The following is a 13607-nucleotide window of genomic DNA, read 5'->3' as shown; positions in this document are numbered from 1 at the left end:
CCGTGGCGCCGCCCGGCCGGCCGCGCCCGCCGCACCTCCGGACGGAAGCCACGATGGATATCGGCGACAGGGACATCGGCGACAGCCCGCTGCTGACGGACCTCTACCAGCTCAACATGATGCAGGCCTATCTGCGGACCGGCCTGACCGCGACCGCCTCGTTCGAGATGTTCGTGCGGCGGCTGCCGCCGGGACGCTCGTTCATGATGGCGGCCGGGCTGGAGCAGGCGGTCGCCTGGCTGGAGGGCCTGCGCTTCTCGCCCGCCGAGCTCGCCTATCTGGAGAGGAGCGGCCGCTTCGACCGGGCGATGCTCGATCACCTCGCCGGCCTGCGCTTCACCGGCGACGTCGACGCCATGCCGGAGGGCACGGTGTTCTTCCCCGACGAGCCGCTCCTGCGCATCACGGCGCCGCTGCCGCTCGCCCAGCTGCTCGAATCGCGGCTGATCAACCTGGTCCAGTTCCAGAGCCTGATCGCCACCAAGGCGGCGCGGGTGATGCTGGCGGCGCCCGGCAAGGCGCTGGTCGACTTCGGCTTCCGCCGCGCACACGGCGCCGAGGCGGGGCTGATGGCGGCGCGCGCCAGCTACATCGCCGGCTTCGCCGGCACCGCCACGGTGCTGGCCGAGATGCTGTGGGGCATCCCGTGCTACGGCACCATGGCGCATTCCTACGTGCAGGCCCACGAGGACGAGATCGTCGCCTTCGAGAGCTTCGCGCGCGCCCGGCCCGACAATCTCACGCTGCTGATCGACACCTACGATCCGGTCGCCGCGGCCCGCAAGGTTGTGGCACTGGCGCCGAAGCTCGCGCGTGACGGCATCACGGTGCAGGCGGTGCGCATCGACTCGGGCGACCTCGTGGCGCTGTCGCGCCAGGTCCGGCAGGTGCTCGACGACGGCGGCTGCCGCGACGTGCGCATCTTCGTCAGCGGCGGGCTCGACGAGGTCTCGATCGACGCCATCGTCAAGGCGGGCGCGCCGATCGCGGGCTTCGGGGTCGGCACCGCACTCACCACCTCGCAGGACCAGCCGGTGCTCGACATCGTCTACAAGCTCCAGGAGTACGACGGCGTCGCCCGGCGCAAGCGCTCCGCCGACAAGCAGACCTGGCCGGGCCGCAAGCAGGTGTGGCGCCGCCACGCGGCCGACGGCACGCTGGCGGGCGATGTCGTGTCGCTCGACGGCGACCGGCAGGACGGCACGCCGCTGCTCGCGCCGGTGATGCGGGCAGGACAGCGGGTGCAGCCCGCCCCGAGCCTCGCCGAGATCCGCGCGCGCGCCGCCGCCGAGCTGGCGGCACTGCCGCCGGCCCTGCGCGACGTCACGGTGGCGGGCGCCTATCCGGTGACGATCGCGCCGGCGCTGCGCGCGCTCACCGCCGAGGTCGACCGCCGCATCGCGACCCACGGGTGAGGCCTCCGACGTCCCCTCGGCGCTCGCACCGGCTTCGACGATCCGGACCGCAAGCCTCTCTTAACCACCCTTCGTCACCCTGTCGGGGTTGGTCACCCTGTCCGGGCTGCGGCCCGCAGCGGTACCCCGGACGGGCGCGCCGCGCCGCCGGCGGCGCGCCGCCGCGCCGATGCCACAAAAGTGCGCGGCCGGATGGAACGGCATCGCAAATTCGCCGTTGTAGGTCGCCTATAGTCGGCGCTCTCATCTTCGAACTGTGGCCGGTGGCATGGACGTGATCCTGGTGAAGCTGCTCGCGGCGTTCCTGGCCCTCGGCCAGGTCGCGATCCGGCCGGAGGCGATCAGAACGGAGTTCGATCCGAGCCGCGACCAGGCGGCGGTCGTGCAGATCCTGCGCGACGGCTGCGCCCACATGCGCAAGGCGTTCGACATCGAGTCCATCGATCTCGACGGCCTGATCACCACCGCGCTCGACGACCCGCAGGCGTTCACGGGCGAGATCAAGGCGTTCAAGGGGCTCGACTTCAAGGCGCTGCCGCCGCTCTACCGCCAGTTCTGCAAGAACGAGGACGTCGCCGATTCGCCGGCCGACATCGCGGCCGTGATCACCTGGTACAACAAGGCGGTCGCCGATCTGCCCGATCATCGCCGCCTGAAGGGGCTGAAGCTCGCCGGCACCTCGACGGTGCTGGACGCCAAGGGCAACCGCTTCGCCGAGGTCTACGAGCCCGACAACCGCCGCGTCTTCGTGCCGCTCGCCGAGATCCCGGACGCGGTCCAGAAGGCGTTCGTGGCGGCCGAGGACAAGCGCTTCTTCCAGCACAAAGGCATCGACGAGCGCGGCCTGATCCGCGCCATGGTGGGCAACTTGGCGCGGCCCGGCCGGCCGCAGGGCGGCTCCACCATCACCCAGCAGGTGGTGAAGAATCTCTTGGTCGGCGACGATCTCACCTACGAGCGCAAGATCCGCGAGATGATCGTCGCGGCGCGGGTGGAGCAGACACTCACAAAGGCCGAGATCCTGGAGCTGTATCTCAACTCGATCTATCTGGGCCGTGGCTCGTGGGGAATCGAGCTGGCCGCCCGCGCCTATTTCGGCAAGCCCGCCTCGGCGCTGACGCTGGCCGAGGGCGCCGCCCTCGCCGGGCTCACCAAGGGGCCGAGCTTCTACAATCCCGACCGCCACCCCGAGCGCGCCCAGGAGCGCTTCGGCTACGTGCTCACCCGGCTCCAGGAGGACGGCGCCGTCTCGGCCGAGCAGGTGGCGGCGGCGCGCGCCGCCGGCGTGCGCTACGTGCCGTGGGAACGGCTCGCCCGCACCACCGGCTTCTACGTGCTCGACCACATCTCGCGCGAGGCCCGCTCGCTGCCCGGCGTGTCGCCGCTGACGGCGGCCTCCTCGACGGTGCGCTCGACCATCCATCCCGACTTGCAGAAGGCCGCCGAGGCGGCGCTCCAGGAGGGGCTCGCCCGCTACGAGGCGTCGACCGGGCGGGTGCAGTTCTCCGGTCCCGAGCTGAGCCTCGCGGCCGCCGTGCAGAAGCTTCAGGCCGAGGCGGGCGGCAGCCCCGCCACCACCGGAGCGACCGGACCGGCGGGCGGCGCGGGGACGGGTAGCCCCGCCGCCAAGGCGATCAGGGCGGCGACGACGGCCCCCTGGCAGGAGGCCCTCAAGGCCGCCCGCCTGCCGCTCTACGACGTCCAGTGGACGCCCGCCGTGGTGGTCCAGAAGGCCGACAAGGGCGACGGCATGAAGGTCGGGCTCGCCGACGGCCGGGTGCTGCCGCTCGCCGGCACCACGCCGGCGATCCGCCGGGCGCTCGCCCTCTACGATGTCGTCTACGTCAAGGCGAGCGAGGGCAAGAAGGGCGCCCGCGCCGACCTGCGGGTGCGCCCCACCGTGCAGGGCGCCACCGTGGTGCTGGAGAACAAGACCGGCCGCATTCTCGCGATGGCCGGCGGCTTCTCCTACCCGCTGAGCCAGATCAACCGGGTGACCCAGACGCAGCGACAGCCCGGCTCGGCGTTCAAGCCGTTCACCTACCTGGCGGCGCTGCACAAGGGGCTCCAGCCCAACACGCTGGTGCGCGACGAACCGATCACGTTGCCGCCGGTCGGCGGCAGCGGCGCGGCGGCGCGCGACCGCGACTACTGGACGCCGAAGAACTACTCGGGCGGGTCCTCCGGCATCGTCACCCTGCGGCTCGGGCTCGAATACTCGAAGAACATGGTGACGGCGCAGCTCCTCGACGGCGGCATCACCAGCGATCCGGTGCAGAGCCTCGGCAAGGTGTGCGAGCTGGCGCTGGAGGCGCAGGTCTATCGCGACTGCGTCGGCTACTACCCGTTCGTGCTCGGCGCCCAGCCGGTGCGGATGATCGATCTCGCCGCCTTCTACGCCGCCGTCGCCAACGAGGGGAACCGGCCGGAGCCCTACGCGGTCGAGTCGGTCGAGGAGCAGGGCCAGCCGGTGTTCCGCCGCACGCCCGAGACGCGCGCGCTCGCAGGCGGCGATCGCGTCGCCTTCGTGCAGCTCCGCAGCATGCTTCAGGGCGTGCTGTCGCGCGGCACCGCGCGCGCCCATGCGAGCCTCGCCCCCTACGTGGCCGGCAAGACCGGCACCTCCGACGACGAGAACGACGCCTGGTTCGTCGGCTTCTCCAACGACGTCACCATCGCGGTGTGGGTCGGCTACGACAATGCCGACGGCAAGCGCCGCACGCTGGGCAGCGGCCGCACCGGCGGCAACGTGGCGCTGCCGATCTTCGCCTCGATCATGGATGCGGCGTGGAGCACGGTGTCCAAGAAGGCGCCGCTGGCGCCGCCGTCGCCGCAGGCGCAGCGCCTCCTCGTCGCCATGCCAATCGATCTGCGCTCCGGCAGCCGGGTGCCGGAACGGACGCCCGGGGCCTTCACCGAGTATTTCCGCCTCGACCGCTCGGGCCAGCTCGCCGACACCCAGCACGATCTCGTCTCCGCCGTCGAGGTGGCGAGCCACGGCTACCGCGATCCGGCCGATGGCGAGCTGTACGGTTACGGATACGGCAATGGCTATGGCGGCGGCACCTCCGGCTATGGCGGGTCCGGCGGCTGGCCGTTCCAGGGCGGCGGGTTCCCGTTCGGCTTCCAGAATCCGTTCCAGCCCCGGCAGGTGTATCCGAACCAGGGCTACCCGAGTCAGGGCTACCCGAACCAAGGCCAGTACCCGCCGCCGTCGCCCTACGGACGCTCCTGGCAGACACCGCCGAACCAGGGCCAGGGCGGGCTGTTCGGCCAGCTCGGCCGCGGCCAGCCGGTCGATCCGCGCACGCGCGAGTACCGCAGCGAAAGCTATCCGCAGCGGGTCGACCCGCAATATCCTTACGCCGACCGCGATCGCTATTGGTGAACCCGATGACTGCGAAACGTCGTGCCGCGGCCGCCCTGGCGGTCCTGGCCCTCCTGTCGATCGCCGCTCCCCCGGCTGTCGCCCAGATCCGCATCCAGGAGGTCGCCGACATCACCAAGGTGGCGCCCGGCTCGCTCGCCCCCGGGGTGGTCGCCTTCACGGACCACCGCAACGGCGAGCTGGTCGATCCCAAGACCGGGCTGATCCGCTTCTCCGACTGGGCGCGGGCGCGGCCGCTCCAGAAGCAGCTCCTGGCGCTCCACCCCGGCTATGACGAGCCGAGCGTCACGGTGACCACCAACGGCGTCGCCAAGTCGGTGAAGCGCAAGCTGCATCTCTATGTGGCCGAGGCGCGCGTCGAGATCGCCAAGCCGCCCGCCCAGGTCGACCTCGCCCGCTTCCTGTCGCTCGCCACCGTCGAGAAGATGGACCCGGCCATCAAGCACCGCACCATCACGGCGGCGGACGTCGCCCCCAACAAGGACCCGCGGCTCTCCGCCCACAATCCGGCACGGCGCTGGTGCGAGAACGCCGGCCCGGTGCTCTGCCTGCAATCACGCTATCAGTTCGAGGGCAAGCTTCCGGCCGCCATCATGCTGGTCAACAAGCTGCGCGAGAGCGGCAAGCAGATCGCCGACCACATCGAGTTCCAGAGCGAGCTGCGCCTGGTGCCGGCCGCCGAGATCGACCAGGCCGCCATCGCCGGGCTGACCGGGATCGAGACGCCGGTGGCGGCGGCGCTCGAGCAGTCGATCGTCCACGTCAACCAGGTGATGCAGTTCGGCAAGGTGCTGGCGGTGCTGCAACCGAGCCCGGCCGATCCGAACCGCACCATCGCCAGCGCCTTCGTGGCGCTCGCGGTGGAGAGCGACCTGTTCGAGAAGCGCAAGGAGCTGGAGGGCGTGCCGGTGCTGCGCAACATGGTGCCGGCCCAGGTGCTCGCCGGCAACTCCTCGTTCAACACCGGCACCTCGATCAGCGCCGGCCTGCCGCGCTACGCCCGCAGCCAGATCGAGGCGATCGCCGGCATTCTCGGCGCCCGCTGATCGTCCCTGATCCTCGTCGGCGCGACCCGCGGGCCGAGCGGCGGGCCGCGGCGGGCCGCCGGGCGGGAGGGCCGCCGCGGACGTGATGCCGCGGGAGCAGCGCCCCTGTGGCCGCCTTGTTGTCCTCTCCGCCGTTCGCCTCTACATCAGAGCTCGGCGCGTCCCGCCGCTGCCGCGAGGGCATCGCGTGCGGATCGCGCAGGGAAAATGCCGATGCCGTCCTCCGGGGAGTGGAAGATACCGCCGGCCGCCCAGCCGAAGGCGGAAGGCTACAAGTTCGATCTCGATCGCACCCTCGGCTCGGTGGTGGCGCTGCGAGCCGAGGTGCCGGCGCACGCCACCACGGCCGAAACGCTGGGCACCGAGCGGGCCGGCCACGGCGTCGTCATCCGCGACAGCGGGCTGGTGCTCACCATCGGCTATCTCATCACCGAGGCCGAGACGGTGTGGCTGCGGCCGGCCGATGGCCGCGTCGTGCCCGGCCATGCGCTCGCCTACGACCACGAGACCGGCTTCGGCCTGGTGCAGGCGCTCGCCCGCCTCGACCTGCCGGCCGTGCCGCTCGGCCGCTCGGCCGACCTCTTGGTCGGCGAGCACGTCGTGCTGGCCGCCGCCGGCGGCCGCCAGCGGGCCGTGGCGGCCCGCATCGTCGCCCGCCAGGAGTTCGCCGGCTACTGGGAGTACCTGCTGGAGGACGCCCTGTTCACGGCGCCGGCGCATCCCAACTGGGGCGGCACCGCCCTGATCAACGCGGCCGGCGAGCTGGTCGGCATCGGCTCGCTGCATCTGGAGCAGCGCCGCGATCCGGAGACGGTGTTTCACGTCAACCTGGTGGTGCCGATCGACCTGCTGCCGCCGGTGCTCGACGATCTGCTGGCGCACGGCCGTCCGACCCGGCCGCCGCGGCCGTGGCTCGGCCTCTACGCCACCGAGCTGGAGGACCGGCTGGTGGTGGTCGGCGTCGCCCGCGGCAGCCCGGCGCAGCGCGCCGACCTGCGCCCCGGCGACGTGCTGCTCAATGTCGCCGACACTCCGGTCGCCAGCCTGGCCGAGCTGTTCCGCCACGTCTGGGCGCTCGGCCCGGCCGGCGTCGAGGTGCCGCTGACGGTGATGCGCGACGGCCGCATGCTGGCCCTGCGCATCACCTCCGGCGACCGCATGCGCTTCCTGCACACCCCGCGTATGCACTGAGGCGCCGCGGCGGGATCAGGCGGCCGGGAACAAGCCGAGGATGTCGGTGACGGCCTCGTCGTCGAGCTGGTGGAAATCACGGTAGCAGGCGCCGATCGCCGTGAGATGCGCGGGCTGCTCCAGGCAGACGATCTCGTCGGCCTCCGCCGCCATGGCGTCGAGGGTGTCGGGCGCGCCGACCGGCACCGCGAGCACCAGCCGGGCCGGCCGCTGCCGCCGCACCGCCGCGAGCGCCGCCCGGGCGGTCGCCCCGGTGGCGAGGCCGTCGTCGACCACGATCACGGTGCGGCCGAGGAGATCCGGATAGGGGCGGTCGCCGACATAGCGGGCGCGGCGCCGGGCAATCTCGGCGCAGGCGGCCGTGCAGGCCGCCGCGAAGGCGGCCTCGGTCACGCCGTAGGCGGCGATCACCGCCTCGTTGCGCAGCACCACCGGCGGATCGTCGTCGACCACCGCCCCCATCGCCAGCTCCGGCTCGCCGGGAGTGCCGATCTTGCGGGCGATCACCAAGTGAAGGGGCGCGTCGAGCGCGGCGGCGATCTCGGCCGCCACCGGCACGCCGCCGCGCGGCAGTGCCAGCACGACCGGCCGTGTCCCGCGGTAGTCTTGGAGCGCCGAGGCGAGACGCCGCCCGGCGTCGGCGCGGTCGATGAACACGAAGGCAGCCTTCCCCGTCGATGGTGCGCGCGGCACGCCCCTCGCACCGCCGACCTGCTTCACCAGGTGTCGATCAGCCGCACGCCCTGGCTCACCAGGGCATCGCGGGTGGCCGCCACCGAGCCGTCGAGGTCGATGCCGCGGCAGCCTTCCTCGACGACGACCACGTCGAAGCCCGCCGCACGGCCATCCTCGGCCGACCAGCGGACGCAGAAATCGAAGGCGAGCCCGACCACGACCACCCGGTCGAAGCCGCGCTCGCGCAGATAGCCGCCGAGCCCGGTCGGGGTGCGGCGGTCGTTCTCGAAGAACGCCGAGTAGGAATCGATGTCGCGCCGGAAGCCCTTGCGCAACACCAGCGCCGCATGCGGGATGACGAGGCCCGGATGGAAGGCGGCGCCCGGCGTGTCCTGCACGCAGTGATCGGGCCACAGGACCTGCGGGCCGTAGTCGAACGTCACCGCCTCGAACGGCGCCCGCCCGGCATGCACCGAGGCGAACGAGCGATGATCCGGCGGGTGCCAGTCCTGGGTCAGCACGACGTGGCGGAAGCGCTCGGCGAGCCGCGTCACCACCGGCACCACCGCGTCGCCCTCGGCGACCGGCAGGGCGCCGCCCGGGCAGAAGTCGGTCTGCACGTCCACCACCAGGAGGACGTCGCGATCGTCGATGGTCGGGCCCGCGCCCATCCGTTCCTCCGGGATGGCGGCGCCTCGGCGGCGCCGCCGCCCCCGGATTATGGCTCAATGCGAGAGCAGGCAACAGACCGGGGCGCGAGCCAGCAGGTCGCGCGTGGCGCCGCCGAAGATCCATTCACCCAGCCGGCTGTGGCCGTAGCCGCCGGCGACCACGAGATCGATGCGCTCCTCGCCGGCGACGCGGATCAGCGCATCCCCGGCGGCGCCGTCGGCATGCATGGTGATGCCGGCCGCGAGCGCGATCCGGTGGCGGGCGAGATGCCGTGCCAGATCGTCCAGATTCTCCTGGGCGGCATCCTCGCCGCCGTCCGGGCAGACCTCGACGGCGATCACCCGGTCGGCCTCGTGCAGGAACGGCAGGGCGTCGGCGAGCGCCCGCCGCGCCTCGCGGGTGTCCTTCCAGGCGATCATGACGCGGCTCGGCACCAGGGCGTCGACCCCGGCCGGAACGGTCAGCACCGGACGGCCGGCGCGCAGCACCACGCTGCCCGGGTCGAGCGCCCGGAACGAGTCGTCGGGCTGCGGCCCCGCGCCGACCACGACGAGGTCGGCCGCACGGGCGGCCCGGGCCACCACCTCGACCGGAAAGTCGAGCGCGGCCCGCCATTCGACCGGCCGGTTGGTGGCGCCCAGGGTGGCCCGGAAGCGGGCGCCGAGGCGGCCGAGCTCCGCCTGCATGGCCGCCGTCTCGCTCTCGGACGGGCCGAAATCGACCACCATGCCCTCCGCCGCGAAGGGTGGCCGCGGCCCCCAGGCGGCGATCCCGATCAGGGTGGCATGGAAGCGCTCGCCGAGACCGCTCGCCACGCGAATCCGGGCGTCGCAGCCGTCGTCGATCCCGACATGGACCATGATGGTGGCATAGGACATGACACGCTCCTTCGCTGGGTGCGTTCCAGGTCTGCCGCGTCCCCTCTCCCCGCGCCGGGCGCGCCGCCGTCAGCTCGAGGCCGGCCGGTCGAGATGGGCCGACAGGCTGTCGGCGAACGGCCGCGCCGCGTCGCTCATCAGGCGCTGGCCGGACGCCCACAGGGCCTTGCCCTGCGCCACCGCGGCCTCCAGCCGGCGGGCCGCGAAGGTGCTCGACAGCTCGATCATGTCGGGCAGCGTCCGCGCCTCGGCGAGCTCGGCCGCGAAGGCGAAGCCGGCATTCATGTTGGCCTGCATGACCGCGATCATCTCGAGGCCGAGGGCGGCGCCGCCGTGGACGGCGCCCGCACAGCTGCGCTCGATCACCTCGCCGGCCTCCTCGGCCGTGTGGGCGAGGCTCTCGCAGCCGTCCTTCATCTGCTCCAGCCCGTCGACCGCGACGGTGCGGACGTCGGCCGGCAGATCGAGCAGCGGACGCGCAGGCAGTTCCAGATCGAGAGGTGGGAGTTCCGGGCAATCCGTCGACATGGCAACCTCCTCGGGACCAGCGCCCTCGGCCGTCGCCGAAGGCCGGATCAGGCGTGGAGCCGCTTCAGCGCGCGGCGGTCGCGCAGGACGATCCGCCGGCAGGTCGGCACCAGGATGGCCCCCGTGCTCTCGAGCTGGGTGAGCGTGCGCGAGATCGTCTCGATGGTGAGCCCGAGATAATCCGCGATGTCCTGGCGGGACATCGGCAGCTCGACCTGGTCCACCACCCCCATGCGCTCCGCCATCTCCAGCAGGAAGCAGGCGACGCGCTCCTGGGCGCTGCGGATCAGCACCAGCATATGGGTCTGCACCCGTTGCAGCTCGCGCGCCGTGAGCGCCCACAGGAGATGCGCGGTGCGGTGCTCGGTCTCGGCGAGCGACAGGATGGCGCTGCGCTTGACCACCAGCAGCACCGAGCGGGCCACCGTCTCGGCCGAGCAGTGATGCGTCTCGGCGGCGTCGAGCCCGAACACCTCGCCGGGGAGATAGAAGGCGCTGATCTGGCGGCGACCGTCGTCGAGGACCTTGTAGGTGCGGGCCGCACCCGACACCACCCGATAGACGTAGGCGGTGGGCTCGCCCTCGCCGAAGATCTCGGCGTTGCGGCCATAGCTCATGCGGACGCCCAGCGTGTCGAGGACGGCAGCAGCGTCGCCGAGGGGCGCCGCGGCCCAGCGGTCCAGCGGCTTGGCCGGATGCGTGGCGCTGAGGGTCTGGGCGTTCTGCATCAGCATGGCGCGAGCTTCGATAAGAACGGACTGCGGCCCTCGCACGGTAGGCAAGCGGACGCCGCGCCGAAATTCGGGTAGTGTCCCTAAGGGCCGTCCCGGAGGCGGGGCGGCCGGGCGCGGAGCGGACCATGGCGCAGATCGGCGGTCGTCCGGGCGGGGCGCGCCCCGTCGCGATCGAGCCGCGAGCGGATCACGCCGGCGGTGCGCCCGGACGCCACGCAGCCGCCGCCGAGGCCTCGAGCGTCTCACCGGCGAGCGATCCACCGTCGGCGGCAGCCGCGCCGGCGACGGTGGCGTCGGCGACGGCCTCGTCGTCGGACCGGGCGTCGTGGTACTGGACGGCGATCGGCCTGCCGGCGATCGCCGCCTTGCTGCACCGGGCGGTGGTCGACCTGTCCGCCGCGGGGGCCGATCTCGTGCTGGTGCCGCCGGTGCTGGTGGTCGGCGCCTTCGGGGGCCTCGGGCCCGGGCTCGTCGCCACCGCGCTGTCGCTCGTCCTGCATCTCCCGCTGTTCGGCGAGCCCGGCGGGTCATCGACCGGCATCATCGTCACCGGCATCGTGCTGGCGCTGGTGGGCACCGGCGCCGCACTGCTCGGCGAGCGGATGCGTCGTGTGCGGGCCGAGACGGCCGCCCGCACCCGCCGGCTGGCGGCGCGCGAAGCCCATCTCCAGTCGATCCTCGCCAACGTTCCGGACGCCGTGGTGATCGCCGACGAGAACGGCACCGTCGAGCTGTTCAGCGCCGCCGCCGAGCGGTTGTTCGGCTACACGGCCGCCGAGGTGGTCGGCCGCGACCTCGCCGTGCTGATGCCGCCGCCCTATGCCGAGGCGCATCGCGGCCATATCGCCCGCTATCTCGCGACCGGCGAGCGCCACATCATCGGCACCGGACGGGTGGCGGTGGGCGAGCGCAAGGACGGCTCGACCTTCCCGATCGCCCTGACGGTCGGCGAGATGCGCTCCGACGGGCGGCGCTTCTTCACCGGCTTCGTGCGCGACCTCACCGAGCGGCAGGAGACCGAGGCGCGGTTGCAGCGCCTGCAATCCGAGCTGGTGCACGTCTCTCGCCTCACCGCCATGGGCGAGATGGCCTCGGCGCTCGCCCACGAGCTGAATCAGCCACTGTCGGCGATCGCCAATTATCTCTCCGGCTCGCGGCGCCTGCTGGCCCAGGACGGCGGCCCCGATCCGGAGCGGCTGTCGATGGTGCGCGAGGCGATCGACGAGGCGGTCGCCCAGTCGCTGCGCGCCGGCGAGATCATCCGGCGGCTGCGCGACTTCGTCGCCAACCGCGAGCCCGAGAAGCGGATCGAGAGCATCGATACGCTGATCGAGGAGACCAGCGCGCTGGCGCTGGTCGGCACCCGCGAGATCGGCGTGCGGGTGCGGCTGAAGCTCGATCCGCAGGCCGACCGCGTGTTCGTCGACAAGGTGCAGATCCAGCAGGTGCTGCTCAACCTGATGCGCAACGCCATCGAGGCGATGGAGGGCTCGCCCGAGCGGGTGCTGACGGTGGCGACGTCGCGCCGGCCCGACCGCTCCGTCATGGTCGAGGTCGCCGACACCGGGTCCGGCATCGCGCCCGAGATGGCCGGCCAGCTCTTCCAGCCCTTCGCCACCACCAAGACCTACGGCATGGGAATCGGGCTCGCCATCTCGCGCACCATCGTCGAAGGGCACGACGGCCGCATCTGGGCGGAGCCCGCCCCTGGCGGCGGCGCGTCGTTCCGGTTTACACTCCCGGCCGTCGTGAGCGAGGACCTCGGCGATGTCGGCTGATCCGGTCGTGCATGTCATCGACGACGACGAATCGGTGCGCCGGTCGCTCGACTTCCTGCTGCGCGCCGCCGGCCATCGCACCCGCACCTACGACAGCGGTGTCGCCTTCATGCAGGCGCTGCCCGACGTCGCGCCCGGCTGCATCGTCACCGACGTGAAGATGCCCGAGCTCGACGGCGTCGATCTCCTGAAGAAGCTGCGCGCCATGGATGTGCGCCTGCCGGTGGTGGTGATCACCGGACATGCCGACGTGCCGATGGCGGTGGAGGCGATGAAGAGCGGCGCCGTCGATTTTCTGGAGAAGCCGTTCGACGACGAGGCGCTGCTGACCTCGGTGCGCACCGCGCTCGCCGCCGCCGAGGACGCCGCCGAGCGCGAGGCGGCCCGGCGCGAGCTGCGGCAGCGCATCGCGGTCCTGTCGCGGCGCGAGCGCGAGGTGCTCGACGGGCTGGTCGCCGGCAAGGCCAACAAGACCATCGCGTGGGAGCTCGGCATCAGCCCGCGCACCGTCGAGATCTACCGCGCCAATGTGATGACCAAGATGCGGGCCGTCAGCCTGTCGGAGCTGGTGCGGATGACCCTCACGGCCGATCTCGCCGACGAGCTGCCGCCCGGCGCCGAATGAGGCGCTGCCGGGCGCGGGCCGCGCGCCCGCCGCTTTTTTGAGCGGCGTCAAGGCGGCGCCTCCCGTTTGGGGTCTCCTCGCTGCCGGACGTCGCCGACGACGTCCGCCCGGCTCCGGTCGCGGCACGGCGACGAAGGCCGCCACGGCCTAGCCCAGAACGCACACGACCATGGCGCGCGACGGTCTCGACGATCCTGTGCGGCCACTGATCGGTGTCGTCAACGACGACTCCGGCCTGCGGCACGCGCTCGGGTTCGCGCTCGGGGTCGAGGGCTTCGCGGTGCGCACCTTCGCGACCGGACATGATCTGCTCGACCTCAGCGAGCCGCCGGCACTCGCCTGCCTGGTCACCGATGCGCGGCTGCCCGACATGAGCGGGCTCGATCTCGTGGCGCGGCTGCGCCGCCGCGGCGACCGGCTGCCGGCGATCCTGATCAGCAGCAATCCGACCCGGCGCCTGCGCCGCGAGGCGGACGCCGCCGGCGTCACCGTGATCGAGCAACCGCTGGCCGGCGACAGCGTCGTCGACGGCGTCGTCGCCGTGCTGGCCGCCCTCTCGGGAGCCGACCCGCGGCCGCAGGGACGACGCGCCTGAGGCGTCGCAGATGTCCTCGCCGAGGTCCACGGCGGCGCGCCGCCGTGTCGCGCCGCCGCCGCTTGCTCGGTCCGTCGTCCTG

General features: G+C 72.5%; 12 protein-coding genes. 7 read left to right on the top strand and 5 right to left on the bottom strand.

Annotation, left to right across the window (positions count from 1 at the left end; all coding sequences use genetic code 11):
- Positions 1 to 53 precede the first annotated feature (53 nt).
- From ACFQUV_RS02815 to ACFQUV_RS02800, 4 genes are all read left to right on the top strand, one after another.
- A complete protein-coding gene (locus tag ACFQUV_RS02815; RefSeq protein ID WP_207211615.1) occupies positions 54 to 1415 on the top strand; it encodes a nicotinate phosphoribosyltransferase in 1362 nt (453 codons plus the stop codon).
- A gap of 268 nt (positions 1416 to 1683) precedes the next feature.
- The gene (locus tag ACFQUV_RS02810) at positions 1684 to 4803 is read left to right on the top strand and encodes a penicillin-binding protein 1A (protein WP_129611533.1); all 3120 of its coding nucleotides are present in this window, start codon (positions 1684 to 1686) and stop codon (positions 4801 to 4803) included.
- A gap of 5 nt (positions 4804 to 4808) precedes the next feature.
- Positions 4809 to 5849 (top strand): hypothetical protein, encoded by a 1041-nt coding sequence (locus tag ACFQUV_RS02805; RefSeq protein ID WP_129611532.1) that lies wholly within the window; start codon positions 4809 to 4811, stop codon positions 5847 to 5849.
- Between the two features lie 213 nt (positions 5850 to 6062).
- A complete protein-coding gene (locus ACFQUV_RS02800; RefSeq protein ID WP_129611531.1) occupies positions 6063 to 7040 on the top strand; it encodes a S1C family serine protease in 978 nt (325 codons plus the stop codon).
- Between the two features lie 15 nt (positions 7041 to 7055).
- Here ACFQUV_RS02800 and ACFQUV_RS02795 read toward each other — a convergent pair whose 3' ends face one another.
- From ACFQUV_RS02795 to ACFQUV_RS02775, 5 genes are all read right to left on the bottom strand, one after another.
- On the bottom strand, positions 7056 to 7697 hold the full coding sequence (locus ACFQUV_RS02795; protein WP_129611530.1) for a phosphoribosyltransferase: 642 nt from the start codon (positions 7695 to 7697) through the stop codon (positions 7056 to 7058).
- Positions 7698 to 7756: 59 nt separating this feature from the next.
- Positions 7757 to 8386 carry a bifunctional nicotinamidase/pyrazinamidase gene (pncA, locus tag ACFQUV_RS02790; RefSeq protein ID WP_129611529.1) on the bottom strand — a complete coding sequence of 210 codons (630 nt, stop codon included), beginning with the start codon at positions 8384 to 8386 and terminating at the stop codon, positions 7757 to 7759.
- A 54-nt stretch (positions 8387 to 8440) separates the two neighbouring features.
- The gene (locus ACFQUV_RS02785; RefSeq protein WP_129611528.1) at positions 8441 to 9265 is read right to left on the bottom strand and encodes a universal stress protein; all 825 of its coding nucleotides are present in this window, start codon (positions 9263 to 9265) and stop codon (positions 8441 to 8443) included.
- Positions 9266 to 9334: 69 nt separating this feature from the next.
- Positions 9335 to 9793: a phasin family protein gene (locus ACFQUV_RS02780; protein WP_129611527.1), complete on the bottom strand. Its 459-nt coding sequence runs from the start codon at positions 9791 to 9793 to the stop codon at positions 9335 to 9337.
- A 47-nt stretch (positions 9794 to 9840) separates the two neighbouring features.
- Positions 9841 to 10527: a helix-turn-helix domain-containing protein gene (locus tag ACFQUV_RS02775; RefSeq protein ID WP_129611526.1), complete on the bottom strand. Its 687-nt coding sequence runs from the start codon at positions 10525 to 10527 to the stop codon at positions 9841 to 9843.
- Positions 10528 to 10652: 125 nt separating this feature from the next.
- Between ACFQUV_RS02775 and ACFQUV_RS02770 the strand changes: the two genes are divergently transcribed.
- The 3 genes from ACFQUV_RS02770 to ACFQUV_RS02760 all read left to right on the top strand — a co-directional run bounded on the left by ACFQUV_RS02770 (position 10653) and on the right by ACFQUV_RS02760 (position 13525).
- Complete coding sequence (locus tag ACFQUV_RS02770; protein ID WP_129611525.1) at positions 10653 to 12305, top strand: sensor histidine kinase; 1653 nt, start codon at positions 10653 to 10655, stop codon at positions 12303 to 12305.
- Positions 12295 to 12930 (top strand): response regulator FixJ, encoded by a 636-nt coding sequence (gene fixJ, locus ACFQUV_RS02765; protein WP_111386136.1) that lies wholly within the window; start codon positions 12295 to 12297, stop codon positions 12928 to 12930. Before ACFQUV_RS02770 ends, fixJ begins: the two co-directional genes overlap by 11 nt.
- A gap of 169 nt (positions 12931 to 13099) precedes the next feature.
- A complete protein-coding gene (locus ACFQUV_RS02760; protein WP_111388768.1) occupies positions 13100 to 13525 on the top strand; it encodes a response regulator transcription factor in 426 nt (141 codons plus the stop codon).
- The last annotated feature ends 82 nt before the right edge of the window (positions 13526 to 13607 follow it).

The organism is Rhodoplanes sp. P11 (genome assembly GCF_964266735.1).
GTDB classification, from domain to species: domain Bacteria; phylum Pseudomonadota; class Alphaproteobacteria; order Rhizobiales; family Xanthobacteraceae; genus Rhodoplanes; species Rhodoplanes serenus.
The sequence above is the reverse complement of the archived record's forward strand: the minus strand, read 5'-3'. Positions and strand labels throughout refer to the sequence as shown.

What these genes read in the sequence shown, in the direction of transcription:
- ACFQUV_RS02815 (WP_207211615.1), top strand. Translation starts at nt 54, where the DNA reads ATGGATATCGGCGACAGGGACATCGGCGACAGCCCGCTGCTGACGGAC.
- ACFQUV_RS02810 (WP_129611533.1), top strand. Translation starts at nt 1,684, where the DNA reads ATGGACGTGATCCTGGTGAAGCTGCTCGCGGCGTTCCTGGCCCTCGGC.
- ACFQUV_RS02805 (WP_129611532.1), top strand. Translation starts at nt 4,809, where the DNA reads ATGACTGCGAAACGTCGTGCCGCGGCCGCCCTGGCGGTCCTGGCCCTC.
- ACFQUV_RS02800 (WP_129611531.1), top strand. Translation starts at nt 6,063, where the DNA reads ATGCCGTCCTCCGGGGAGTGGAAGATACCGCCGGCCGCCCAGCCGAAG.
- pncA (WP_129611529.1), bottom strand. Translation starts at nt 8,386, where the DNA reads ATGGGCGCGGGCCCGACCATCGACGATCGCGACGTCCTCCTGGTGGTG.
- ACFQUV_RS02785 (WP_129611528.1), bottom strand. Translation starts at nt 9,265, where the DNA reads ATGTCCTATGCCACCATCATGGTCCATGTCGGGATCGACGACGGCTGC.
- ACFQUV_RS02780 (WP_129611527.1), bottom strand. Translation starts at nt 9,793, where the DNA reads ATGTCGACGGATTGCCCGGAACTCCCACCTCTCGATCTGGAACTGCCT.
- ACFQUV_RS02775 (WP_129611526.1), bottom strand. Translation starts at nt 10,527, where the DNA reads ATGCTGATGCAGAACGCCCAGACCCTCAGCGCCACGCATCCGGCCAAG.
- ACFQUV_RS02770 (WP_129611525.1), top strand. Translation starts at nt 10,653, where the DNA reads ATGGCGCAGATCGGCGGTCGTCCGGGCGGGGCGCGCCCCGTCGCGATC.
- fixJ (WP_111386136.1), top strand. Translation starts at nt 12,295, where the DNA reads ATGTCGGCTGATCCGGTCGTGCATGTCATCGACGACGACGAATCGGTG.
- ACFQUV_RS02760 (WP_111388768.1), top strand. Translation starts at nt 13,100, where the DNA reads ATGGCGCGCGACGGTCTCGACGATCCTGTGCGGCCACTGATCGGTGTC.